This window comes from Limosilactobacillus avistercoris (genome assembly GCF_014836425.1).
In the GTDB taxonomy this organism is placed as follows: domain Bacteria; phylum Bacillota; class Bacilli; order Lactobacillales; family Lactobacillaceae; genus Limosilactobacillus; species Limosilactobacillus agrestimuris.
Window position 1 is genome coordinate 40,274 of the sequence record NZ_JACSQW010000007.1, and the last position, 24,602, is coordinate 64,875.

At 40.1% G+C, this 24,602-nt stretch carries 22 protein-coding genes; 9 read left to right on the plus strand and 13 right to left on the minus strand.

The features are described 5' to 3' along the window. Positions 1 to 191 precede the first annotated feature (191 nt). The 3 genes from H9564_RS03870 to H9564_RS03880 all read left to right on the plus strand — a co-directional run bounded on the left by H9564_RS03870 (position 192) and on the right by H9564_RS03880 (position 4,109). Positions 192 to 1,370, plus strand: a complete 1,179-nt coding sequence (locus H9564_RS03870; protein WP_191684210.1) for a galactokinase — start codon at positions 192 to 194, stop codon at positions 1,368 to 1,370. A gap of 231 nt (positions 1,371 to 1,601) precedes the next feature. Then, positions 1,602 to 3,050: a UDP-glucose--hexose-1-phosphate uridylyltransferase gene (locus H9564_RS03875; protein WP_191684211.1), complete on the plus strand. Its 1,449-nt coding sequence runs from the start codon at positions 1,602 to 1,604 to the stop codon at positions 3,048 to 3,050. Positions 3,051 to 3,116: 66 nt separating this feature from the next. Then, entirely contained in the window at positions 3,117 to 4,109 is a 993-nt protein-coding gene (locus tag H9564_RS03880) for a LacI family DNA-binding transcriptional regulator (protein WP_191684212.1), read from the plus strand. Positions 4,110 to 4,317: 208 nt separating this feature from the next. Here H9564_RS03880 and H9564_RS03885 read toward each other — a convergent pair whose 3' ends face one another. The 4 genes from H9564_RS03885 to H9564_RS03900 form a co-directional block, all read right to left on the minus strand. Beyond that, on the minus strand, positions 4,318 to 5,652 hold the full coding sequence (locus tag H9564_RS03885) for a dipeptidase (RefSeq protein ID WP_191684213.1): 1,335 nt from the start codon (positions 5,650 to 5,652) through the stop codon (positions 4,318 to 4,320). A gap of 12 nt (positions 5,653 to 5,664) precedes the next feature. Beyond that, positions 5,665 to 7,146, minus strand: coding sequence for a YfcC family protein (locus H9564_RS03890; protein WP_404804677.1), 1,482 nt, complete (start codon positions 7,144 to 7,146; stop codon positions 5,665 to 5,667). 388 nt (positions 7,147 to 7,534) lie between these two features. Beyond that, positions 7,535 to 9,109 carry an amidohydrolase gene (locus tag H9564_RS03895; RefSeq protein WP_191684215.1) on the minus strand — a complete coding sequence of 525 codons (1,575 nt, stop codon included), beginning with the start codon at positions 9,107 to 9,109 and terminating at the stop codon, positions 7,535 to 7,537. Positions 9,110 to 9,125: 16 nt separating this feature from the next. Next, positions 9,126 to 9,794: a hypothetical protein gene (locus H9564_RS03900; protein WP_191684216.1), complete on the minus strand. Its 669-nt coding sequence runs from the start codon at positions 9,792 to 9,794 to the stop codon at positions 9,126 to 9,128. Positions 9,795 to 10,010: 216 nt separating this feature from the next. Between H9564_RS03900 and H9564_RS03905 the strand changes: the two genes are divergently transcribed. Then, a complete protein-coding gene (locus tag H9564_RS03905) occupies positions 10,011 to 11,291 on the plus strand; it encodes a dicarboxylate/amino acid:cation symporter (RefSeq protein ID WP_191684217.1) in 1,281 nt (426 codons plus the stop codon). A gap of 220 nt (positions 11,292 to 11,511) precedes the next feature. Here the strand turns inward: H9564_RS03905 and H9564_RS03910 are convergent, their stop codons facing one another. Together H9564_RS03910 and H9564_RS03915 are read right to left on the minus strand one after the other, a co-directional pair. Continuing rightward, a complete protein-coding gene (locus tag H9564_RS03910; protein ID WP_191684218.1) occupies positions 11,512 to 12,003 on the minus strand; it encodes a GNAT family N-acetyltransferase in 492 nt (163 codons plus the stop codon). A 12-nt stretch (positions 12,004 to 12,015) separates the two neighbouring features. Continuing rightward, positions 12,016 to 12,471, minus strand: a complete 456-nt coding sequence (locus H9564_RS03915; RefSeq protein ID WP_191684219.1) for an Lrp/AsnC family transcriptional regulator — start codon at positions 12,469 to 12,471, stop codon at positions 12,016 to 12,018. A gap of 220 nt (positions 12,472 to 12,691) precedes the next feature. Between H9564_RS03915 and H9564_RS03920 the strand changes: the two genes are divergently transcribed. Next, positions 12,692 to 13,159 carry a universal stress protein gene (locus tag H9564_RS03920; RefSeq protein ID WP_191684220.1) on the plus strand — a complete coding sequence of 156 codons (468 nt, stop codon included), beginning with the start codon at positions 12,692 to 12,694 and terminating at the stop codon, positions 13,157 to 13,159. A gap of 284 nt (positions 13,160 to 13,443) precedes the next feature. On the opposite strand, the gene H9564_RS03925 is transcribed toward H9564_RS03920, so the two are convergent. The 4 genes from H9564_RS03925 to zwf form a co-directional block, all read right to left on the minus strand. Beyond that, positions 13,444 to 13,593, minus strand: coding sequence for a hypothetical protein (locus H9564_RS03925; protein WP_191684221.1), 150 nt, complete (start codon positions 13,591 to 13,593; stop codon positions 13,444 to 13,446). Positions 13,594 to 13,680: 87 nt separating this feature from the next. Beyond that, positions 13,681 to 15,648: a glycoside-pentoside-hexuronide (GPH):cation symporter gene (locus H9564_RS03930; RefSeq protein WP_191684222.1), complete on the minus strand. Its 1,968-nt coding sequence runs from the start codon at positions 15,646 to 15,648 to the stop codon at positions 13,681 to 13,683. A gap of 313 nt (positions 15,649 to 15,961) precedes the next feature. After that, on the minus strand, positions 15,962 to 17,398 hold the full coding sequence (gene gndA / locus H9564_RS03935) for an NADP-dependent phosphogluconate dehydrogenase (RefSeq protein WP_191684223.1): 1,437 nt from the start codon (positions 17,396 to 17,398) through the stop codon (positions 15,962 to 15,964). 136 nt (positions 17,399 to 17,534) lie between these two features. Next, on the minus strand, positions 17,535 to 19,013 hold the full coding sequence (gene zwf, locus H9564_RS03940) for a glucose-6-phosphate dehydrogenase (RefSeq protein WP_191684224.1): 1,479 nt from the start codon (positions 19,011 to 19,013) through the stop codon (positions 17,535 to 17,537). A gap of 354 nt (positions 19,014 to 19,367) precedes the next feature. Between zwf and H9564_RS03945 the strand changes: the two genes are divergently transcribed. Then, positions 19,368 to 19,802, plus strand: a complete 435-nt coding sequence (locus H9564_RS03945; RefSeq protein ID WP_191684225.1) for a VOC family protein — start codon at positions 19,368 to 19,370, stop codon at positions 19,800 to 19,802. 47 nt (positions 19,803 to 19,849) lie between these two features. Here H9564_RS03945 and nrdI read toward each other — a convergent pair whose 3' ends face one another. Beyond that, positions 19,850 to 20,311, minus strand: a complete 462-nt coding sequence (nrdI, locus tag H9564_RS03950; RefSeq protein ID WP_191684226.1) for a class Ib ribonucleoside-diphosphate reductase assembly flavoprotein NrdI — start codon at positions 20,309 to 20,311, stop codon at positions 19,850 to 19,852. Positions 20,312 to 20,603: 292 nt separating this feature from the next. Here nrdI and H9564_RS03955 point away from each other — a divergent pair, with 292 nt between their 5' ends. From H9564_RS03955 to H9564_RS03965, 3 genes are read left to right on the plus strand one after another with little or no spacing between them, the layout of a single operon-like run. After that, positions 20,604 to 21,470, plus strand: a complete 867-nt coding sequence (locus H9564_RS03955) for an ATP-binding cassette domain-containing protein (protein ID WP_191684227.1) — start codon at positions 20,604 to 20,606, stop codon at positions 21,468 to 21,470. Between the two features lie 17 nt (positions 21,471 to 21,487). Next, complete coding sequence (locus H9564_RS03960) at positions 21,488 to 22,027, plus strand: saccharopine dehydrogenase related protein (RefSeq protein WP_191684228.1); 540 nt, start codon at positions 21,488 to 21,490, stop codon at positions 22,025 to 22,027. Further along, positions 22,027 to 22,563, plus strand: a complete 537-nt coding sequence (locus tag H9564_RS03965; protein WP_191684229.1) for a DUF1836 domain-containing protein — start codon at positions 22,027 to 22,029, stop codon at positions 22,561 to 22,563. Before H9564_RS03960 ends, H9564_RS03965 begins: the two co-directional genes overlap by 1 nt. Before the next feature lie 12 nt (positions 22,564 to 22,575). Here H9564_RS03965 and H9564_RS03970 read toward each other — a convergent pair whose 3' ends face one another. Both H9564_RS03970 and H9564_RS03975 read right to left on the minus strand, forming a co-directional pair. Then, the gene (locus H9564_RS03970; protein WP_191684230.1) at positions 22,576 to 23,679 is read right to left on the minus strand and encodes an AI-2E family transporter; all 1,104 of its coding nucleotides are present in this window, start codon (positions 23,677 to 23,679) and stop codon (positions 22,576 to 22,578) included. A 1-nt stretch (position 23,680) separates the two neighbouring features. Further along, positions 23,681 to 24,517 (minus strand): TIM barrel protein, encoded by an 837-nt coding sequence (locus tag H9564_RS03975; protein WP_191684231.1) that lies wholly within the window; start codon positions 24,515 to 24,517, stop codon positions 23,681 to 23,683. Positions 24,518 to 24,602 lie beyond the last annotated feature (85 nt).

The following is a 24,602-nucleotide window of genomic DNA, read 5'->3' on the forward strand; positions in this document are numbered from 1 at the left end:
ACTTTAGGACTTGCTAATGAGGACTAAATTAGCGGTATGACAGTCTTTTATAGAAAGCGCTTTCAACGTTAACTATTCAAAAATGAAAGCGCTTGTTGACAAATGAGGTAAAAGAGTCTAAATTATAGTTTAGTAAAAGTTTACTAATTTGGTTAGCCACTTTGTCTAAGTGGTCATGGAGGTATTTTGACATGGATAAGCAAGATTTTCTTAAAGAATATCAAGACACATTTAAGGAACCCGGAAAGGATGTTTTCTTCTCTCCTGGTCGAATTAATGTGATTGGTGAACACACGGATTACAATGGTGGTCATGTTTTCCCATGTGCAATTAGTATTGGTACTTATGGTGTTTACGGTCCACGTGAAGACACTACGGTAGCAATCTATTCAGCTAATTCAGCTAAGGTTGAAAATAGTAAGATCATTACTTTTGATATTAATGATGAACAACCACAATCAGCTGATGACGAAAAGTGGGTTAACTACTTTAAGGGGATGCTTGTTTACCTTAAGCAACGCGGTTACAAGATTGACCACGGTTTTAACCTATACATTCATGGCTTCTTACCATACGGTTCTGGCCTTTCATCCTCGGCTTCAATTGAAATGCTGATGGGGGACATCTTAAAGGAAGAATTCAATTTGGACATTGATGAGATCGATCTCGTTAAGCTTGGTCAAAAGACTGAAAATGACTTTGTTGGGTTGAATTCTGGAATCATGGACCAATTTGCTGTTGGAATGGGGAAGAAAGATAATGCTATCTTCCTCGACTGCAATAGTTTGGAATACAAGTACTTACCACTTGAATTGGGCGACTATGAAATTATTATCATGAGTACCAATAAGACCCACTCATTAGCTAGTTCAAAGTACAACGAACGGGTTCAAGAATGTGAAGAAGCTGTAAAGCGTCTCAGCAAGAAGTTAGATATTAACAAGCTTGGTGAAATTGATCCAGAAACCTTTGATCAATACACTTACTTAATTAATGATGATACTTTGATTCGTCGTGCACGTCACGCTGTTAGTGAAAATGAACGGACTAAGCGTGCTATTGATGCAATGGAAAAGGGTGACCTTAAAGAACTTGGCCGGTTAATCAACGCTTCTCATGTTTCATTGAAGTATGACTACGAAGTTACTGGTAAGGAACTTGATACTTTGGCAGAAAATGCTTGGGATCAACCAGGATGCCTTGGTGCTCGGATGGTCGGCGGTGGATTTGCCGGTAGTGCAATCGCCATCGTTAAGAAGTCCGAAGCCGAAAACTTCAAGAAGAACATTGGTAAGATTTACCGTGACAAGATTGGTTACGACGCTAGCTTCTACGATGCCGAAGTTGTCGACGGACCACACAAGTTATAAGAGTGCGAAGCCAGCAGAGGACTTGCGGTTGGCTAACGATTTCTTCTGGTGAGGACGTGACATGTCACGTCTAGCCAGAAGGTCGTTAGCTCTAGCAAGTCCCTGGCTGAGCACGTTTCGGCTATGTTGCCTAGAAATACTAGCTCTAAGAAACTCGGGCGAAGCACATTTCAGCTATATTGCCTAGAACAGGCTTGAGAAAAGAATTAAAGTGAGTGGGGGAATTAAAAGATGAAGTTAATCGAAAAATTTGCTGATGATGTAATTGCCAGTGGAGCATATAAGCCACTTGACAAGATTTATGTAATGAACAAGATTCGTGGCTTTGTTGGCGACGAAGATGTTGATGGTAATGAAGACCAACCGGTTGTTGCCCAATTAGTTGATCTAGCTGTTAAGCGGGGCAAGATTGAGGACGGTCAAACAGAACGGGAAATTTTGAATGATCAGCTTTATGACTTAATGACACCACGTCCATCTGTTGTTAACGAAGAATTCTGGGAAAAATATCAACAATCTCCAGACACTGCTACTAACTGGTTCTACAAGTTAATGACATCAAATGATTACGTTAAGGTTGCTGCGATTAAGAAGAACATTGTTTTCGATCGCCCAACTAAGTACGGTAATCTTGAAATTACTATTAATCTTTCTAAGCCAGAAAAGGATCCAAAGGCAATTGCGGCTGCTGCTCATGACACCAAGAAGAAGTACCCACAATGTGCCCTTTGCATGGAAAATGAAGGTTACAAGGGTCGTCTTGGACAAGCGGCACGGAGTAATCACCGGGTAATTCGGATGATGATTGGCGGTCATAAGTGGGGTTTTCAATACTCGCCATATGCTTACTTCAACGAACACTGCATTTTCCTTGATAGCAAACACGAACCCATGCAAATTAATCGGCAAACTTTGATTAATTTAGTGGAAATTGAAAAGCAATTGCCAGCCTACTTTGTTGGTTCTAATGCCGACTTACCAATTGTTGGTGGTTCCATGTTGGCCCACGAACACTACCAAGGTGGTCGTCACAGCTTCCCAATGATGAAGGCTGAAATCAAGAAGCCATTGCACTTTGACGAATATCCTGATGTTGAAGCCGGGATTGTTAACTGGCCAATGAGTGATATTCGGTTAACTAGTGCCAACACGACTGAACTAATTAATCTTGGTTCCCATATTATTGACGTTTGGGATCACTATGATGATGAAAGTCTTTCATTGAAGGCCTTTGACGGTGATACTCGTCACCACACAGTTACCCCAATTATGCACCGTGATGGGAAGAAGTTTGTTCTTGACCTTGTTTTACGTGACAACAACACTAGTGACAAGTACCCACTAGGTATCTTCCACCCACACGAAAAATTATGGCACATCAAGAAGGAAAACATCGGTTTAATCGAAGTTATGGGCCGGGCAATCTTACCAGCACGGTTAAAAGATGAATTAGCTGAAGTAAAGAAGTTCTGGCTAGGCGAAGCAAATAATATTGCTGATAGTCACCTTCCATGGGCTAAGGAAATCGCCGAAAAGATGGAAATTAACGCTGATAACGTTGATGAAATCATGGAACAAGAATTAGCCAATGTCTTTGCTAACGTTCTTGAAAATGCCGGTGTCTTTAAGGATGATGAAGCCGGGAACGCTGGTTGGGATCGCTTTATCGCTCAATTATAATTCGGTCTAGACAAGTTAAAGGTGCTCCGAGTAAAATAAGTTCTAAAAAAGGAAGGGGTGACTACCATGGCGGCAACGTTACGTGATATTGCCAGTCGAGCTGGTGTCTCAATTGCAACTGTTTCGCGAATCTTAAATAATGATTCGACGCTCTCTGTTAACGAAAATACTCGTCAACGGGTTTTGAGTACAGCAGAAGAGCTAGATTACACGAAACATAAACGGACGCGAAGTGACCAAGTGCAACGAGTAGCAATTGTTCAGTGGTACTCCCTTACTCAAGAACTTGACGATCTTTACTACATGGCTATCCGGATGGAAATTGAACGTTCTGCTCAACAGCGGGGGATTCAAACGGTTCCCATCTATCAAAATAACCTGGAAGAGATTCCGCGGAACGTGACGGGAATTATTGCAATCGGTAAGTTTAGTAATTCGCAGGTTCAAGAATTAAAACTAGTGACTAATAATATTGTCTTCGTTGACTTTGATAGTTTGGCCGCGGGTTATGATTGCTTAGTTCCAGACTTTAAAAATGCTGTTCATACAGTAATTAATGAGTTCCTGGATGAAGGAATTCAGGATATCGGGATGTTATCCGGAACTGAAAAGACGACGGATAATGAAGTTGTTCCTGATTTGCGGCGGCGTTACTTTGAGGCTGATCTACGACAACGAGAAATATACCATCCAGAGTTCATGCTTGCGGGTGACTATACTTCAATGTCTGGATACCGGGCAATGAAGAAGGCAATTGAGGAGCTAGGTGATAAGTTACCACATGCAATCTTTATTGCTAATGATCCGATGGCTGTTGGCGCACTCAAGGCCGTTCAAGAAGCAAAAATTGATATCCCTAACCGGTTAGCGATGATTAGCTTTAATGACACGGCAATTGTAAAGTATGTCTATCCAAGTATGTCAGCAATCCATGTTGGTACTGATGAAATGGCACATGCGGCTGTTGATGTGATGGCTAAACGACTAGCACATCCAGCGAGTGATCCATGTAAAACAGTTGTTGGTACCCATTTGATTAAACGGCAGACAACTAAATAAAAATTAAAGGGACCGGAAGAAAAAATTCTTCTGGTCCCTTTAATTTACTGTAATTTAATTTGTTGAGAGAAGAGTTCTCAGCAACATAGCCTAAACGTGCTCAGCCTAACCTTCTTCATGCTAACGACCTCCACCTCCGACGACGAGACGTCGATCGGCGGAGAAATCGTTAGCTACCGGAAGGTTTTAACGGCTTCGCACTCTAATCTTAATCTACACACAACCTCTTTATTGCTTGGGCGTAGATTTCCATGGCTTTGAACATGTCCTTAAGTGGCCACTGTTCGTTAGCTTGGTGCATATAATCTGGGGTAGTAGGCAACATTCCACCAAAGGCTACACAATTGTTCATCGTCCGGGCAAAGGTAGCACCACCAGAAATTTGTGGAGTAGCAGAAGAATCACCAGCTTGCTCCTTGTAGACGTCCATAAGCGTCTGAATTAGCTTGCTGTCCTTTGGTACGTATAGTGGGGCCACGTAGTCAAAATGGACGTATTTGAGGTCATATGGGGCCACTTTTTCTTGTAATGTTTTAAGAAGTTTATCCCGATCAACCGTTACGGGAATCCGGAGATCAATTTGCATCCGGGTTTCCTTTTCGTTGATTTCTAAGCTTGAAATGTTCATCGTTAATTGGCCTGATTCATCTTCGACCTTACCGAAGACGTTTGAACCGGTGGCATCTTCCTTGAATAATTCACCAATGAACTTTAGTGGCTTGAAGTCAAAGACATCATTCAGTGCAATAGCAAGGCGCAAAACAGCGTTAGTGCCTTCTGGTGCTAACATAGCGTGGACAGATTTTCCGAGGACGGTGATCGAGTGATCATCACTGGTATATTTGAAACCATGTTTATCAAGGGCGGCCTTAACTTCATCTTGCTTTGGCCCGTCATAAACGGCTTTATCTGGAACGGCGTTAAAGGCATTCTTTAAACTCAATTTAAGTTGATCAGTTCCAGGACCAACAAGGTAGGATTGTTGGAGCCCTTTTTCAGCGTAAATTAATGGGAACTCAGCATCGGGAGAAATCCCACTATCGATTTGACTTTCTTTCTTGTTATACTGAGCAATTCCCCGCCAAAGGATCTCTTCGTCAGTCCCGTAAATAAACCGGATACGTTGATTAAACTGATAACCACGATCCATTAACGCTTTAACAGCGAAGAGGGCAGCGATTCCTGGACCCTTATCATCTTGGGAACCACGACCATAAACCGCATCATTGACGACTGTTCCCTTGAATGGATCATGTTCCCAGGTTTTTGGATCACCTGCTGGAACAGTGTCAAGGTGACAAATCACACCAAAGATCTTGTCACCTTCACCAACTTCCGCGTATCCATAGTAGCCATCAGGATCTTCATAGGTTTTGAAACCAAGACTCTTGCAGATTTCCATCATTTTATCAAGGGCGTTACGAATGCCGCGGCCAAATGGTGCACCATCTTCAGCGGGTTGGTTAAATGATGGAACAGAAATTAAATCAGTAAGTGCCTTAACAGCTTCTTGTTGTTCTTGTTCAGTTACTAGCTGTGTCATAATTTATTCCTCCTAGAGTATTGCCGCAATTCCTAAGAATACACAAGTGACGATGAAGAGGTAGATCATTAGTTTTAACATCCACTTCCACCAAACACTGATATTAACGTGGGCAATCGTTAAGGCTCCCATAACAATTCCAGATGTTGGTGTAATCAAGTTAACCCAACCTGAAGCAGCTTGGTAAGCAGTAATAACTAAGCTTCCAGAAACATGAGCAAAGTGCCCCATTGGACCAATGATGCCCATTGTAGCAGCAGCTAATCCAGAAGTTGATGGGATCAAGAATGACATTGGAATATAGAAAATGTACGTCAAGATAATAAAGATGCTTTGGGAAAGACCGTGAAGACCAGTTTCACCCCAATGAAGGACTGTCCCAGTAATCATTCCGTTGTTCATTATTACTTGAATTCCCCGAGCTACGGCAACAATAATTGCAACGCTAAGGAAGTCAGCCATTCCTTGCATGAAGGCGTCAATAAATTCACTTTCCTTCATACGGTAAAACCACATGATAATAACCGACATGAAGAGGAAGAGCATGGTAATTTCGTTAAAGTACCATGTCCCCAGTGGTGCCATATCTTGACCTAAGAGTTTCCCTAAGAACGGAATTCCGGTCAACCATTTAGTGAAGCTATCAAAGAATGTCCAGTGACTATTAAGATTTGTCCATGGAATTAAACCAAGGATCATGATTAAGAAAGTAAGACCGAAAAGCCAGATAACAGCCTTTTGTCGTTTTGTCATCTTAAAATCATCGTCATCAGAACGAACCTTAATGATAAAACGCTTTTCATCTTCAGCTCGTTGGTTATAAATTAACGATTTTTCGGGATGCTTTTCGATCACAGAAGCATAGTGGTAAACGTAAATAATACTAATTGTGGTGGTGATGATTAAAAGAAGAACCCGTGATCCTAAACCGTCACCAGGTGAAATATTTAATGTTTGTGAAGCAACACCAGTGGCAAATGGGTTAACGGTAGATGCCAGACACCCAACTTGGGTACCAACGAGGGCAATCGCAACCGCAACCAGTGAATCAAAACCAACCCCCATCATTACTGGAATTAGTAATGGGTAAAAGGCAATTGTTTCTTCACCCATTCCATAAGTGGATCCACCAATGGCAAAAAGGATCATCAAGATCGGGATTAGTTGCTTTTCACGTCCCTTGTAACGGTGGACAATTGAACTGATTCCTTCATTCAGGGCATCAGTCTTGTTTACAACCCCCAAGAATCCCCCAATAACGAGAATGAATAAGGAAACTGAGATTGCCCCTTCGGTTTTCTTGTCACCGACCATACCGATGACTGGGGCCATGAAGACGTCCCAGATCCCCTGAGGCTTACTAGCAACCGTCCGGTAGGTTCCAGAAATAATATTACCTGCTTTATCAGTTGCGTACGTTCCCGCCGGAATAATCCAAGTTAATATAGCAATAATAACAATGATAATGAATAAAATTGTAAAGGCAGACGGCATATGAAACCGGTGCTTTTTCTTAGCTTCTTGCAAATTTCCCACTCCAATTCTAATAAACCGAATTGCAAATTTATTCACAACCCTATTGTAAGCTTCTTTGAAAGCGGCTTCAATCACAAATTAGAGTGTGAGCCGTGACGGACTAGCAATCGAGCACTAAGGAATCCCGGACGATGATTGTTATACAATCAAGGACGGGATATTTAGGCGGAGATTGCGGTCACGGCGAACACGTTTTGGCATTGCTGCCTAGAATATTAGTAATTTCTCCGCCGTACGACGTCTTGTCGTCGGAGGTGGAGGTCGAGCTTGAGGGAGTTTAGGCGGAGCGCAGTAGCTTGATCCTTTAAAAAACAAAAAACCGGGATAATTCCCAGCCTCATAATTATTAGTTTTCAAATACTTTCTTGCCGGCCATCCAGGTTTCCTTAACGCGGACATTCTGTAGTTCATCATGGGGAACACTAAAGATATCTTTGTTAAGAATTACGAAGTCAGCAGCTTTTCCGACTTCGAGAGTTCCATTATCATCGAAGCCACCAATCTTGGCACCATCACGGGTATAACCAAGGACAGCTTGAGGGACGGTAATTGCTTCGTTAGCATTCATAACGTCATTGTTGGCCGCTTTCCTGGTAACCGCTGCATAAATACTGTAAAACGGACTGTCTGGCTCAGCCCATGGGGTGCATGGGGCATCTGAACTTAAACCAAGCATTGCCTTAGAGTTCAGCATCGTCTTTACCCGGTAGGCTAACTTAAACTGTTCGGCATTGAGGTAATGACGGTAAGATTCATCTTCAGCAAAGAAGAAGATTGGTTGAGTTACCAATGCATACTTCATCTTGCTGTGGGCAATTTCATCAAACATCTCATCGGTCATTAGGGACGCATGTTCAATCCGGACTGAAGGCATTTCCTCAAGCCATGGTTCTAGGTCTTTAGTAACATCAATAACAGTTTGAATTGCCTGATCGCCCATCGCATGAACAGCTAATTGTAGTTTGTTTTCGCGGGCCATATTAACAGCTCGAGTTAGTTTTTCCTTTGAAGTAAGGCTAACTCCCATTTTGCCTGAAGGGTATGGTTCAGCATTAAAGGCAGTTTCTCCAGAGATACTGCCATCCATAAAGACCTTAATTCCGGCGACCCGGAGTTTAGCATCACCACTTGGTTGAAGTCCCTTTCCTGGATCGATTTCGCCAAAGACATAGTAGATTGATGCTTTTGGAGCAAAACCACCCTTAACGGCATCTTGGTAAAGTTTGAGTGAGGTATAAGGCTTCATCCGTCCCATCATTTCACCGATTGCAACGATCCCGTTAGCAAGGTAATGGTCGGAACTGTTGATCATGTTTTGCACATCACCTTCATAGCTTTGTGCTGACTTGGCACGGATTAGAAGCTGAGATGCAGCAACTTCCCGCATAAACCCGGTTGGTCGACCATCAGCAAAGTGTTCAATCTTCCCACCAACTGGATCAGGGGTGTTTTCGTCGATTCTAGCAAGTTCAAGAGCTTTGGAGTTCCCAACGGAGGAATGGCAATCTGAACGATAAATAAAAATTGGTTGAGTGGTCGAAACGGCATCAAGATCGTCTCGGTTAGGACTCCGGTGCTCAGCTAACTTAGTTTCGTCAAATCCCCAACCTTCGATCCAGACATTGTCGCCCTTACCGTAAGCTGGAGATTGCCGTAATGCTTCCTGCATTTCCTTAATGCTGTTAACGTTTGGTGGGGTACAAGCAACCCCGTGTAAAGCATCAGCAATATATTTTGGATGGGTATGACAATCGATTAATCCAGGAAGGACGGTTTGTCCGTGAAGATCAATAGTATCACCTTCAGGAGTTGGATCGTTACCAATCCATTTGATTTGACCATCCTCAACGATCATTCCGTTTGCGAAGTGGTCTTCTGAATCACCAACGAAGATATGACCATTAATGTAAGTTTGCTTCATAATTCAATTACCTCTTTTAATGTTTGTAATTTAAGTGGTGGTGTAGCTTACTGAAAAAATGGCGATCAGACCAACCAATTAGGGCCCCCTGGGTAAGGATGTTATAAACGGTCCCAAAGTTAACGGCAACTAATTGATGAGTCTCGATTACCGAGATAATGATTAAAATAATTGGTGGAATGTAACTTACCCATTGTGACCAAACAGCGGAACCATGCATGAATCTGAACCTCAGAATATAGGGGAAGTCGTCATTAGGGTGCATAATTAGGTTTGCCCGTTGATAGAGGGAAACAGCGGCAGAGATCCCGAAAAGACCAATGATATCAAGAATAACCCGGATCCAGATATTGAGTGAGGAGACGCCGAGATAGTTAAAGAGTTCTGCAAACCATTGCAGAATATAACTAAAAGGGATGATATAAAGAAGATTTCGGATTAACCGAAAGTAATCGAATTTTCCTAACAAGATTAAGTTAGTGATGGCAACGACAACTCCTTCGATTAACAGCATGTTTCCTAGAGACCAGTGGAGCCAATTGCTAAGATTGGCAGCCGAAGCAGTCCAGATAGCACTTCCCATATTTGTAGACACCGTAAGACCGTTGGAACAAGCATTGAGCAAGATGGAAAATGCCAAGAAGCACCAACGACCAGTGAGACTATTTGCCCATTGTTTGGTCAATTGTTGATTTCCTCCTTTGAAAACATATTTTAATACTATTCTACTTCTCTTTAGTAAAAAATAAACCGCTTCCATTGCAAAGAATAAGTGAATAAATAATTATAAATATAAAATGACTGTTCGTCTTTTGATGGGCAAAATTTAAAATTTACTAAGAAAATCCTTTAAAAATATGCTAAAGTAGAACAAGATAATTTTTAAGGAGTCTGATTTAAGGTGAAAAAATACCGGATTTCACGCCTAAGTATGGGTTGGCAAATTATGATTGGACTAGTGCTAGGGATTATCTGCGGGGTAATCTTTTATCATAATACCGGCGCCATTAAAGTCATGCAGAGCTTAGGAACAATTTTTATTCGTTTGATCCAAATGATCGTTATGCCGATTGTGGTTTCTTGTTTAACAGTTGGGATTGCGAATATTGGTGATATTAAGAAGTTGGGACGGATCGGTGGAAAGACATTAATCTACTTTGAAGTCTTAACAACGGTTGCTATTATTCTTGGACTGGTGATTGGTAATGTTACCCATCCAGGGACCTTTATTGATATTCATAAACTGCATGCGACTAATATTTCTCAGTACATGTCGAGTGCCAAAACCGCTTCACATAATAGCGGCTTCTGGGAATTGATTCTTTCAATTATTCCAACGAATATTTTCAAGTCAATGTCTGATGGGGATATGATGCCTGTAATTCTCTTCTCTGTCCTATTCGGGTTAGGGATTGCAGCGGTTGGTGAAAAAGCCAAGATCCTCATTGATGTTCTAAATGCAGTTGCTGAAGTAATGTTTAAGGTTACCAACTGGGTAATGAAGTTTGCACCGATCGGGGTCTTTGGCCTGATTGGGATGACGATCGCTGAAATGGGAATTAGTGCGCTGTTGCCATTAGGATTATTTATCGTTATTGCTTATATGACAATGATCATCTTCATGGTTGTAATTTTGGGAATTACGGCCCACCTGTTCCATCTGCGTTACTGGAAGACTATGCATGTGATTCTTGATGAAATCATCTTAGCTTTTACCACGGCAAGCTCAGAAGTTACGCTACCCCGGTTAATGGAAAAAACGCAAAAAATGGGTGTAAGCAAGGGGATTGTTTCCTTTGTAATCCCAACAGGATATACCTTTAACTTGGATGGTTCAGCTATCTACCAATCATTAGCTGCTCTTTTCCTTGCTCAAGCATATGGGATTCATTTAACATTTGCCCATCAATTTACTTTACTGGTTGTGTTGATGATTACCAGTAAGGGGATGGCAGGGGTGCCAGGAGCATCGTTTGTCGTTCTGTTAGCGAGTGTGTCAACGATTGGGGTACCAATTGCGGGATTAACCTTTATTGCCGGAATTGACCGGTTCGTTGATATGGGACGGACAGCAGTAAACGTTGTTGGTAACTCCATTGCAACTCTGGTTATTGGTGAATCTGAAAAAGAATTTAACCGTGAAGAATATAACCGCTACTTAGATTCGTATGGAAAGAACTAGGGTGCGAGTAAGTAAAAAAAGCTCATAAAACAACAATTTCTCCCGACCGGATGTAGATATCTAGGAGGGAGTTTGTTGTCTATAGGGGCTTCCTTGGCGAGTTCGTTTCGATTATATTCCAGTAGAAATAAGCAGATTCTCAATTATTATCCTTAAAGTAGCAAAAGCCTAAGATTAGTTCAAAATGATTATTTTCACTTTGGACTAATCTTAGGCTTTTTTAGAAGTGTTTAACAAAGATTTTAAGCGTTCGTAGTTCTCCGTTAATTATGGAAATTTGTGGAAGACTTCCGCACTGCTGGTAGCCAGACTTTTGGAAAAGTTTCTGACTTGGAAGATTATTTTCATAAACGTAGGCAATTACAGTCTTGATATCAAGCGTAGTTTTAATCTGCTGATCAATAAAGCTTAAGATCTGTTGACCATAACCGTGACCTTGAGCATCGGGTGCCAGGTAGATTGAAATTTCAGCAGAAAAACGGTAGGCACGGTGAGGGTAAAATTGACCAAGTGCGCACCAGCCAATAATCTTGCTTTCATCTTTAACTACCCAAATTGGGAAGCGGTCATTAAAGTGGTTGAGCCATTCTTGACGACTGTCAACCGTAATTGGCATTTCATCATCAGTAATATCATGGCTGGGAACAGCACTGTTATAAATTTTAACAATTTGAGGAAGCTCACTGGGAACTGCTCGTTGAAAATTAATCATGATTAAAAGTCACTATTCCTTTTCCGTTGGTTCGCTTAATTGAACACCACGGTGGTTAACACTAGTGCTGAAAACAATCTGAGTACTGGTTTTTCCAAAGCGTTGTTGAATATCATTAATAAAGTCATCGAGATCAGTAGTGGAAGGGAAAACTACTTCCATTACTTCGGAAAAGTCACCGGTGACACAATTACATTCAATGACGTTTGGAATTTGTTGGACATAAGGGTAAAATTCTTTCTTTTGGCGTGGTTCAAGTTGAACTTGAATAAATGCCTTAACATGAAAATCAATTTTTTCTAAATTGATAGTTGCTTGATAGCCCTTGATGATTCCGGAACGTTCTAGTTTACTAATTCTTGCAGCAATTGCAGGGGAAGAAATAAAACATTCTTTCGAGAGATCCTTTAGGGATGCCCGGGCGTTTTTTTGTAAAATATTGACAATTTTGCGGTCGATTTTGTCCACTTGGATTACCTCTTTTCGTTAGATGCAAAATTAGAATTGATTAAGCATCCCTAATTAAATCTTAATATTATTCACCGTTGATTGTAATTGATTGCTTAGTACAAGTCAAATAGTTAATAATTACGAGAATATAAATAAAAGTAAATGCATAGTTACAAGCAAGGGACAATTAATGGTACAATAGCCTTATAAATAGAAGAGGCTGAATGGAGGGTCTATTATGGATCAAGAATACGAAAACATCCTGGTTCCAATGGATGGTTCAAAGGAATCTGAATTAGCGTTAGGCCGTGCAGTTGCCGTAGCAAGGCGTAATGGTAAGGCACATATTGATGTATTAAACGTTATTGATACGCGTGCAATGGCTTATAATTTTGCTGGAATGTCTGATGGTAGTATTGCTTACCAATTAGTTGATAAGTCTAAGCAATACCTTGACGATGTTTTAAAGCGGGTTAAGGATAAGGAAGACTTTGATAACATTGATATCCACATTCGTTTAGGAAATCCAAAGACAATCATTGCCTTTGATTTTGTTCGTGACCACCACAATGACATGATTATGATGGGTGCTAGTGGTTTATCACGGATGCAACGGGCTATCATGGGTTCAGTTACCTCTTATGTTAAGCGAAACGCTCCCGTTGACGTCCTCGTCGTTCGTACAGCAGTTGATCAGGTAAAGTAGGTTAGAGTGTGAGCCGTGACGGATTAGCAATCGAGCACTAAGGAATCCCGGACGATGATTGTTTTACAATCAAGGACGGGATAGTTAGGCGGAGATTACGGTCACGGCGAAAATGTTTCAACTCAGTTGCCTAGAACGTTATAGCTCTAGCGAGTCCCTGGCGAGCACATTTTAGCTGTGTTGCCTAGAATCCTAAGTAATATTTAACCTAATAAAACAAAGAGTACGGAGTCAAAACTGTAATTCAGTAAATTGCGATTTTGACTTCGTACTCTTTTTTAGTCTTAAGATTTAATGAGACACTTGATTGCATCGAGAAACATTCCGATCGCCATTAGATCCATTGCAAGCATCATCTTATTCGTGAATGTTAAGAAAAGGACAACTGCCCAAAGAATAACGAAAAACCAAGCAACATATTTATTTTTAGCCATATAGGTCACCTCCATGGGCCATTATAAAACTAAAAAAGAAGCTGAGGAAATTTTCCTCAGCTTCTTTTTAATTAGAGAGACGCAAGATTACTTATCTTGCTCTTTTTTTGTAACTTCCATAACGTTATCCGTTGTTGTAACCTTTTGGTCTGCAGGGATAAGTTGCTTGAAGTTAAATTCTTCACTGTTTGTAACAGTAACGATAACAGTATCATCGAGACCAGCCTTCTTAATGGTTGGGTCCCAGAATTCCATCAATTCGTCACCCTTTTCAACATGTTGTCCCTTGTGGAAGTAGGTAACAAATCCAGTACCATGTAATTTAACGGTATCAATACCAACGTGAATCAGAAGGGCAACACCGCTATCTGATACTAAACCAACGGCATGACGAGTTGAGAAGGTTGCACGAACAGTACCACTAAATGGTGCGTAAACCTTACCATCAGATGGCTTGATAGCAAATCCTTGTCCCATACTACCATCAGCAAAGGCAGGGTCGCTAACGTTCTTCAAGTCAACAACTGTACCGGCAACAGGGGCAGGAATATCTGTTACACCAGGCTTTGGTGCGACAGCAGCAGTTTTGGTTGATGAGGTAGCATCTTCTGTACTGTCACCCTTGTTAAATTGCTTACCCCAAGTTTGTTCAAGCTTGTCAACAATCTTAGCGTGCATCTTTTCATCCAACTTAACCTTAGTGGCGAAGATGAGAACAGAGATGGCTAACATAATGGCAGGAGCGAGGAACATAACGAGCTTAAATGTTGTTACACCTGATGCAGAAAGAGTAGATGCAGTAGCACCAGCAGTCATTCCGGCAGCAATCGCAGTAGGTCCGATAATCCAGTTAGAAACGGCACCAGCAAACTTATCAAGTAATGGACGAACAGAAAGGGTTAGTGATTCATCACGGTGTCCTAACTTCAATTGACCATATTCAACTGAGTCGGTAATCGTCATCAAAACAACCAAGAAAACAAGTGGTTGTGGAATGAAGAATAATTCAGCACCGATAAGAACAAGTACTAATGATTGACCAGCGAAGGCAAAGATTAGTAACCCTAATGCCAACATAATAATTGAACCGTAGAATAACTTCTTCCGGGAAATCTTACTAGTAAACATTGGGAACGTCAAAACAGAAATAACACCAACAACAGTGTTCAAACCACCAAGGATTGAGAAGGCCTTAGCATTACCAAGGATATAAGTAAAGTAGTAAAGCTCCATACTGTTAACCAGAGTAATACCAGTTGTGTAGAACAAGTAAGACATCGCAATTGAGAACAATTGGTCGTTCTTAACTAAGACCTTGAAAACATCCTTTAACTTAGTCTGTTCCTTGTTTTCACGAAGTAATGATTGTTGTTCATGAGTACCAAGACCAACACCAATAGCAGTAATAGCAGCAATGGCAGCGATAATAGCAGCAAAGATAAACCAACCACGGTCATCACCAGTACCACCATTTTGGTTAGCCGAGAAGAACAGAACCATTGGCATGATAACAAAACCAATAATCTGTCCACCGACAGTAGAACCAACACGGGCAAAGGTAGCAATCTTATCACGTTCGTGTGAATTAAATGATAAGGCTGGAAGCATTGACCAGAAACCAACATCATTAAATGAATAGAAGACATCCATTACGATGTATAAGATGGCAAAAATGATTAAGTAAAGATAAGGGCTAGAAATGTTTAAGCCACCTAGTGGTGTAAACAATACAGCAAGGATGATGGCAGAAATAATACCCCCACCGACAACCCAAGGCTTAAATTTACCCCAACGGGTATGGGTCCGGTCGATCGCATTCCCGATCATTGGGTCAATTAATAATTCGACAATCCGCAGTACCGCGATGATTGAAGTGATCCAGAGAACCATGTGATCGTCGAATACTTTGTTACCGGAGTTAAATAAGTGTCCAGTAACATACATAATAAAGTAAGTAGAGAGTAAGGCGTAGAAGGCATCGTGTCCAAATGCACCCATCGAGTAGGCGAAACGGGCACGGCCAACATGTTCTTGACTCTTTGAACTATTGTTCATTGTAGACTCCCCTTTTCTGCAACAGCTTTAATATAACTTACAGCCATTATGTTAAGCGCTTTCAAAAAAGATGTCAATATACTTTTAGTAAATTTTTACGAAAAGTTTTGATAAATAATTTGCTAATTGGGTAAAAATGTTTAATTGGTATAGTATTAATAGGCAAATTAGTGCAAGCGATTACACGGTAGAAATAATAAAATGATTAATGGCGGAAATGAGTTAGTAAATGTTTATTTATGGTTGAATAAAAAAGACCTATGATAATTTGATCATAGGTCTTTTTTAAACGTAAATTTTATTAATTCTTTATTTATTGTTCTTCGTACCAACTGTAGTGGAAGTTACCAGGGCGGTCAGTCCGTTCATAGGTGTGAGCACCAAAGTAATCCCGTTGTGCTTGAAGAAGGTTTGCGGGAAGAACTTCAGCACGGAAGGAGTCGTAGTAACTGATAGCAGCGCTCAATGATGGTACTGGAACTCCAGCTTTAACAGCGAGTGCAACCACATCCCGGATAGCTTTTTGATACTTCTTAGCAATATCTTTGAAGTAATCATCAAAAAGCAGGTTCTTTAGGTCAGGGTTCTTAGTAAAGGCATCAGTAATGTTTTGTAAGAATTGTGCCCGAATAATGCATCCTGCACGCCAAATCTGAGCTAGTTCACCGTACTTTAAGTTCCAATCATAACGTTCTGAATCAATCCGCATTTGTTCGAATCCCTGAGCGTAACTCATTACTTTACCAAAGTAGAGGGCTTGACGAATCTTTTCAACTAATTCCTTCTTGTCATCAATTGAGATTGCTTCAGTATCCACAGGTAATTCCTTACTTGCTTGGACCCGTTCCTTCTTCATCATTGAGATGTAACGAGCGTAAACGGCTTCGGTAATAACAGATTGTGGTGCACCACCGTCGAGGGCAGTTTCAGAGCTCCATTTACCGGTTCCCTTGTTAGCACCACGATCAAGAATCATGTCAACAATTGGCTTAGTCTTATCATCACCAAGGTCGTCTTTACGGGTAAGAATATCAGCAGTGATATCAACGAGGTAGCTAGAAAGTTCACCCTTGTTCCATTCAGCAAAGGTCTTTGCAATATCATCAACAGGCATCTTTAAGACGTTCCGCATGATGTTGTAACTTTCATCAATTAATTCTTCGTCACCGTATTCAATTCCGTTGTGAACCATCTTAACGTAGTGACCAGCACCATTAGGACCAATGTAAGCAACACATGGCTTGCCATCTTCTTCAGCCTTAGCAGCAATCTTAGTAAGAATTGGTTCAACAAGATCATAAGCTTCTTTTTGACCACCAGGCATTAATGATGGACCATAAAGAGCACCTAATTCACCACCGGAAACACCCATGCCGATGAAGTTGATACCAGATTTATCTAATTTAGCATTCCGCGCCATGGTGTCGTGGAAGTTAGTGTTACCACCATCGATTAGAACGTCACCCTTATCAAGTAAAGGTAATAATTCATCAATAACAGCGTCAGTTGCTTTACCGGCCTTAACCATCATCAGGATCCGCCGAGGCTTTTCTAGTGAGTCAACAAAGTCCTTGATTGTGTAACTTGGCACTAATTTCTTATCGCCATGATCGCGGATCATTTCGTCAGTCCGGTTACGGTGACGGTTATAAACACCAACTGTAAACCCGTGACTTTCGATGTTTAAGGCAAGATTTTTACCCATAACAGCTAAACCAACAACACCAATTTGTGCTTTTTGATCTGACATATTCTTACGCTCCTTAGCTATATTTGTGTTTAATTTCACAATAACTATTATACAGCACTCACTACTTAAAATACAAATAAAAAAGAGCCAAAAAGCAATTAATTTTGCTTGCGGCTCTTTAATAAATTAAATTTAATTACTTGTTAAGATCGTAAACCCACTTGCGACCGTCACGAGCTAACAATTCGCTAGCTGCGGCAGGACCCATTGATCCTGGAGTGTAGTTAGGGAATTGTGGCTTTTCAATGTCCCAAAGGTTCCGGATAACATCAACGAACTTCCATGCATAAGCAATTTCAGCCCATGAAGCAAAGTTGGTGTGGTTACCTTCAAGAGCATCGTGGAAAAGACGTTCGTATGGTTCTGGAGATTCCTTCTTAGCAGTGTCACTTTGAACAAAGTTAAGGTCAACTGGTTCAGTAGTGAATCCTTGACCAACGTGCTTAGCATTAAGACGAAGACCGAAACCAGAGTTAGGTTCAACGTAAATAGTTAAGACATTTGACTTCAATGCTTGCTTGTCAGCAGTATCTGGGTTGGCAAAGATGTCAATCAATGGCTTCTTGAAGACAATATCAATCCGTGTGAACTTGTCTGCTAACTTCTTACCAGTCCGAACATAGAATGGAACGCCTGACCAACGGTAGTTATCAAACATTAACTTAGCAGCAACGAATGTTTCAGTACCTGATTCTGGATCAACGCCATCTTCATGACGGTAATCAGGTTGATCATTAACGGCACCATATTGACCACGAACAAAGTTAGCCGCAGCTTCTGATGGGGTGTATACACGTAAACTACGCAAAGCTTTAATCTTTTCAACACGAACATCATCATCAGTGAAGGCAACTGGTTCTTCCATTGCTAATTGGGCAACCACTTGCATAATGTGGTTTTGAACCATATCACGTAATGCACCAGAGTTGTCGTAGTAACCGGCACGTTCTTCAACACCAAGTTTTTCACTCAAGGTTACTTGGATGTTATCAATGTAACGGTTGTTCCAAAGAGCTTCGATGATTGGGTTACCAAAACGTAATGCTTGGATGTTTTGAACCATTTCCTTACCAAGGTAGTGGTCAATCCGGAAGATTTGGTTTTCTTCAAATGTTTGTGACAATTCGTCGTTCAACTTCTTAGCTGAATCGAAGTCACGACCGAATGGCTTTTCAATAACAAGGCGGTTGTAACCATTGTCAGTTAACAAGCCTTGCTTCTTGATGTTGATGGCAATAGTACCAAAGAATTGTGGAGCCATTGACATGTAGAACAACCGGTTACCTTCAGTACCGAATTGCTTATCAAGTTCTGCCAAACGATCCTTCAACTTAACGTAGTGTTCTGGTTTAGTAACATCGTGAGCGCAGTAGAAGAAGTGCTTTGAAAATGCTTCTGCTTCGCCGTCCTTTGCAGGAATATCTTTAATTGAATTTAAAACCAATTCTTGGAATTCTTCATCGCTCATTTCATGACGTGAAGTACCAAGTAATGCAAAGTGATCAGCCAAGTAACCCTTTTGATAGAGCTTGAATAGGGAAGTGTAAAGCTTCCGCTTAGCTAAGTCACCAGTTGCACCAAACAATGTAATTAATGCCTTATTTTCTGTAGCCAAAATGTTCACTCCTTCTGAATATTCAGAAAATCTTCTAACGATACAATTATATACTTTCAATGGCAATTCTGCATCAAAAATGGTAAACGTTTTCTTTGTGAAATACTTACAAATACAATGGATCAGCCGATTTATCGTCTGTATAAAGAGGACGATAAACCTAAAACAATGATTGGTCTAGAACAAAAGTTTTTTGATTTTTTATGCAAGATTGGTCAAGATTTTGAGTGAAAATCCGGAAAATTTCGTTCTATATAGTAGATGGAAATTTAATGCCTTATTTTGAGACACCTGTTTGACGAGACTCAAAATGAACCATATAATCAAAAAGGAAGATTTTAACGGAGGAAAAACATGACTGCACAGATATACCCGTATTTAACATTTGAGAATGCAAAGGAAGCAATGGACTACTATATTCAAAACTTTGATGCAGAGATTGTTTACCATCAGCCATTAAGTGAAGAACAAGCAGAAAGTTTAGGCTTGAGTACAGATTCTTTAAGTTCAACAACGTTTCGTGCCGAATTTACAGTAGCTGGTCAGAAAATAATTTGTGCAGATGCCACGATGACTAATCCTCAACCCTCAGCAATGATTTCACTAGTGATAGATTTTGGTGATGATGAGGCGGCAGCAAAACAGTTATTTAATAAACTTGCTAGTTCTGATGATCAACGGGTTACAATTCCGTTTGGTAATCAGACAGCGAATAATCAACTTGGACAGGTGGTTGACAAGTATGGGATCACTTGGCTGATTTGTAGTGGTAAGTTAATAGAAGACTAAAGTAAAAGGAGACCGGAATTTTCCAGTCTCCTTTACTTTATAGATTTTTATTGTTCATTCCACCGTTTGGTAAGGCGATCGTAAATTACTTCAATATCTTGGGAAGTTCCCCGGAGTTCGTAATCAGCAAGGAATGGTGCATTGAACTGCTTAGCATACTTACGTGCAGTTAAGCAGTATTGCTCATTGAAGTTTCGGTTACCACTACCGACTACTCCAAGACACTTTTTAGGATTATCACCATAAGCGATGTATTTGCCAAGAGAATTAGTCATGATTTCTGTGAAACCAGAGGTAATGCCATCACCACCATCTAAGTAGGTTGGAACAAAAACAAAAAATGGTTCCTGTTCGTTAGTTGGTTCAGTTTGATCGGTGATTTCCTTAAGGTTTAAAAGTGGACTCTTGGGATTGAAACTATGTTGTTGTGTAGCGTATGTCGACATACGTTTAAGAAATGAACGCGTATTCCCCTCGATTGAAATATAAATAATGTTCATTGCTGTCATTTTAGATCCTCTTTCTATATGTAACTAACTATAACGTAATTTATCCTTAGTCTATTTTAGTTGAATAGGGCGATAAATAGTAGTATAAATTATTTTATCACACGGTGTTACTAATTTTTGTGTTTATTTGGCATAAAAGTAGCTATTTATGAGGGAAATAAACAGTTATCTTTAGATAAAGCACATTAATCAAAATTATGAAAATTACTTTAAGAGAGTAATGATCCAGTCCATTTGGGTAATTACATGATAAAATTAACTTATAACGTTTCTTATTTGGGGAGGACTAAATTTGAGTAGTATTGTCTTAGATCAACTGACTTTTGATGCTAAGTCCGGTGATCGCTTAGAAAATGTTTCATTGGAGTTAACTTCACCACAAGTGGTTGCTTTTTGTAGCAATGATGATGGTGCGCCAGCAGCGTTAAAACAGCTCCTAGATGCTCAAGGAAATATTGAGGAAGGTGCAGTAACCGTTAATGGTGAGCCATTAGGAAAGATTAACCGTCGTCGTGGTAATCCAATGGTTGCTCATTTTGATGATGTTGAATTAAAAGGGAAGACGGTTTTGAAGGCTGTTAAAAATTCCCTTAAACACCATAAAGATGTTTTAACAGTTGAGCAAACTAACCAAATGCTAGAGTCGTTAGGAATAGTTCCCGGAAAACGGGTTGCAGAATTAACTCCTGATGAACAGCAGAAACTGCGAATTGTTCTTTTACTTTCATTATGTCGCCCAATTGTCCTTCTTGATAATGCTTTTGATGGTCTTGATGAGAATAGTCGGTTAACAATGGGGGAATTGATTGCGGACTATACTAAAAAGACTGATTCGTTAGTTGTTTTCACAAGTCAAAACGTTTCAACCTTAATGCGATTTTCAAAGACAATCTACTACTTTGAAGGAAGTCACCTTACCTCTGCTCGGAATGTTGAGATGGTTGATAGTGTTGATTGTGTAGTAACGGTTATTGGAACTGGCTTCCCGGTTGAAAATGCAGTGAAGTTAGGTGCTCATATGCTAGAAGAAGCGTCTAAAGAAACCCGTTTTCTTTTTACTGGTAATATTCAGGTTCTTCTTCCCTTGTTAGAACAAAGCACGATCACCGATGTCCGAATTGAAGATGCGACAGTAGAAGATGAATTAATGACTTGGTAACTCAAGGAGGAATGCTTGTGGGTCGAGTAGTATTGATTGATAATCGGGATGATGAGCTTGCGTCTAAAGTTATCAAAAAGATGCCGGATGCAGTTGTATCAACTAACTTTAAGGTTCAACTTCAATCAGGAGATATTTTGTGCTGGTTGCCAAAGTCAAATGATTATGTGGATGATGAAGTTCAAGAATTGGCTGATTTGATAGATCAGAGTGTTTTCTTACCGGCTAAGATCGTAATGTTAAGCATTCCAGGAACTGCAGATGATGCTTCGCTAGAACAAGTTGAGAAATGGTATGGTAAAAGTGCCCGAACGATGGTAATGATGCATCAATATGCGGTTAAGATGATTGATGAATTTGAAATACCGTATACAATTGTCCGTATACCACCACTTACTGTTGCTAATACGGAAACGAAAATCACTGCTGAAGGGCAAGTGATGGATGGTGGTAAGGTCGGAATCGATCAACTAGGTTTGCTATTACAAACGGTTCTAAAAACTAATCGCTACCTTAATCAATCAATTGGGATTGTTAATAGTAAAGGAGGTCAATAATGACAAACTTAACAGAATTTAAACGTTGGGAGAATAGTATTTCCCGGATGCATTTTCCAAAATGGGAAGAACTACCTAGTCTTGGATTGTACGTTGATCAAGTTGCTGCAGTGATTAATGAAAATTTGACTAGTTTGGGAATGGAACCTCTTACAAAGTCGATGATTAATAATTACGTGAAGAAAAAGACTATCCAGGCACCGATTAAGAAAAAGTATGCTGTTAATCAAATTGTTGATTTATTGTTGATTGGCTTCTTTAAAAATACTTTTGCAATTGATGATATCCGTCGGGGAATTCTTCAAATTACCTCGAAGGACTACCCGAAACAAGCTTATGACCGCTTTGTTGAAATCCTCAATGCACGGTTAAGAAACGAAACAATTCCAACTAACCCTAACTTTGATCCAGCAAACGAACAATTAATGAACTTTGGTATTGATGCAGTTTTGGCTGGCTTAAAGGCACGGTACCTGTTAAAGATGATGGCAAAAGAAAGCCAAGTTGAAAAAGATAATCACGAAAACAAAGAATAAATAAACAATTTTTTACTCTGTTGCTAGTCGATTTCGAGTATCTCGTCCAATAATTTTATAAATTGCGGCAAGAAGCGGAACGGTGAACATCATTCCTAAGATACCGTAGATTCCACCACCGATAATAACAGCAGCAAATACCCAAACGCTAGGTAGGCCAATTGATTTACCAACAACCAATGGGTAAGTAACTCGGTTATCGAATTGTTGAAGGACAACGATAAAGATCAAGAAAAAGCCAGCCTGAATTGGTGAAATTGCAAAAATGATAATTACGCCGATACTTGCACCAAGAATTGCACCAACGATTGGAATAAGGGCACCAATTGCAGTTACAACACCAATCATTGATGCGTAGGGCATCCGGAGAATACTCATGCCGATAAAACAACAGATTCCTAGAATTGCGGCATCCTTGCATTGACCGATAATGTAGTTGCTGTAACTATCGTTAATCACCTTAATCACGTAAAAAATATGACTGCTCAACTTAGGCAGGTAAGCGTTAATAAGGTGTTTAATTTGACGAACTAGCATTTCCTTATAGATCAAAAGATAAATAGAAAAGAATAAGGCGATTAATGCTGTTGTGAATGCTGAAACGACTGAAGAGGCAGTTGAAACAACTGCTTTGAACGTTCCACCAAAGCCAACGGTGAGATACTTACCAACTTGATTCCATTTAATTTTTTCTAAATCAAAGCTATTCCATAAAGTGCTAAGATCCTTATTATGTTCAATTGCTTTAATAAACCGGTTAATTACCTGGCCGTGATTAGTAACTAGGAGTTTAATACAAGAAACTAGTTCTGGAATTACCAGAGAGGAAACAATAATAAGAATTAAGATAATTGTTAGGTAGGCAAAGATTATTCCAAATAAGCGACGGTATTTTTGCGCCTTCTTAGTCTTAAATATTTTTGAATAAAGGTGTTCATATTGGTTAAGAAGGAGGTTCACAATATAAGCAACAATACAACCGATTAAAAGTGGCATTGATGCTCTAGTAATTGAATGAATTAATTTAGCTACTGTCGGCCAGTACCGAATAGCAAGGTAGAGGATAAACAGGACAATTACTAGGGATAAATGATTTTTTTGAATTTTGACTTTCACGTTATGCTCCTTGGGCTAGTTTGTTAGCGAGATCAACAAGGTAGTGGTGGCTTTCGATTTGTTCGTGACAATTTGATTGATCATGAAGGTTAATTTCATAGATGCTGGTAGCATTTGGATTTAATAACTTTAAAACAGGAGCCCAGTCAATTTTTCCTTTTCCTAATTGAAGACTATCATGAGTTTGCCCTAATGAGTCCACGAGATGGTAGTGAACGACATGTTCTCGTAGATGCTTAAGGGATGCTTGGAGTGCCTGATTGTCACCATGCATTTCGATAAAACAGTGCGAAGTATCAAACGCTAACCGGTAATTATGACTTAGGATTTCATTCTCTTGCTCTGGGTGACCATAAGCGAATACCGGTGCAATTGAGTTCTCAAACATAATATGGTTACCACCAGCGCGGGCAAATCGATCGAGACGATCGTAAACTGCTTGGCGGGCCGCTTCAACGTTTGGGTAAAGATTAACCATTTCTTGAACTTCTTTTCCTGCATAACCACCATGGACTAATACCTGGATGTTACGCTCCTGGGCTAAGCTAATTAGTTGTTCAGTTGAGGTTTCGATGAACCGGTAAAGCTCTGGAAAGTAGTTTTCAGGAGCGACAACTTCAGAATGCCATTTTTTAAAGACCATTGGGTGGTGGATAACAATTTTTGAAATTCCCTTTGATTGAACATACTGAACGGCTTCGTCAAGGTGTTGGTAGCCTTCAGGAGTGAAGTCGTTAGCGTCCGTGTAAAATTCATAAACATCTGGATGGTATTGGAGCCGATCGTCAATTTGCTGACGATTACTGCTCCCTTTTAAACCGAGTAATGGTGAAATCATTTTATTTGCCTCCTCAAAAGTTACCTTTATTCTAACAGATTGAATTTAAATGAAATGGTGAAACTCTACTAAGTAAGTTTTGTTT

Bases quoted from the DNA above. Each gene is read 5' to 3' on its own strand.
- H9564_RS03870 (WP_191684210.1), top strand. From the start codon at position 192: ATGGATAAGCAAGATTTTCTTAAAGAATATCAAGACACATTTAAGGAA.
- H9564_RS03875 (WP_191684211.1), top strand. From the start codon at position 1,602: ATGAAGTTAATCGAAAAATTTGCTGATGATGTAATTGCCAGTGGAGCA.
- H9564_RS03880 (WP_191684212.1), top strand. From the start codon at position 3,117: ATGGCGGCAACGTTACGTGATATTGCCAGTCGAGCTGGTGTCTCAATT.
- H9564_RS03885 (WP_191684213.1), bottom strand. From the start codon at position 5,652: ATGACACAGCTAGTAACTGAACAAGAACAACAAGAAGCTGTTAAGGCA.
- H9564_RS03890 (WP_404804677.1), bottom strand. From the start codon at position 7,146: ATGCCGTCTGCCTTTACAATTTTATTCATTATCATTGTTATTATTGCT.
- H9564_RS03895 (WP_191684215.1), bottom strand. From the start codon at position 9,109: ATGAAGCAAACTTACATTAATGGTCATATCTTCGTTGGTGATTCAGAA.
- H9564_RS03910 (WP_191684218.1), bottom strand. From the start codon at position 12,003: ATGATTAATTTTCAACGAGCAGTTCCCAGTGAGCTTCCTCAAATTGTT.
- H9564_RS03920 (WP_191684220.1), top strand. From the start codon at position 12,692: ATGGATCAAGAATACGAAAACATCCTGGTTCCAATGGATGGTTCAAAG.
- H9564_RS03925 (WP_191684221.1), bottom strand. From the start codon at position 13,593: ATGGCTAAAAATAAATATGTTGCTTGGTTTTTCGTTATTCTTTGGGCA.
- H9564_RS03930 (WP_191684222.1), bottom strand. From the start codon at position 15,648: ATGAACAATAGTTCAAAGAGTCAAGAACATGTTGGCCGTGCCCGTTTC.
- gndA (WP_191684223.1), bottom strand. From the start codon at position 17,398: ATGTCAGATCAAAAAGCACAAATTGGTGTTGTTGGTTTAGCTGTTATG.
- H9564_RS03945 (WP_191684225.1), top strand. From the start codon at position 19,368: ATGACTGCACAGATATACCCGTATTTAACATTTGAGAATGCAAAGGAA.
- nrdI (WP_191684226.1), bottom strand. From the start codon at position 20,311: ATGACAGCAATGAACATTATTTATATTTCAATCGAGGGGAATACGCGT.
- H9564_RS03965 (WP_191684229.1), top strand. From the start codon at position 22,027: ATGACAAACTTAACAGAATTTAAACGTTGGGAGAATAGTATTTCCCGG.
- H9564_RS03975 (WP_191684231.1), bottom strand. From the start codon at position 24,517: ATGATTTCACCATTACTCGGTTTAAAAGGGAGCAGTAATCGTCAGCAA.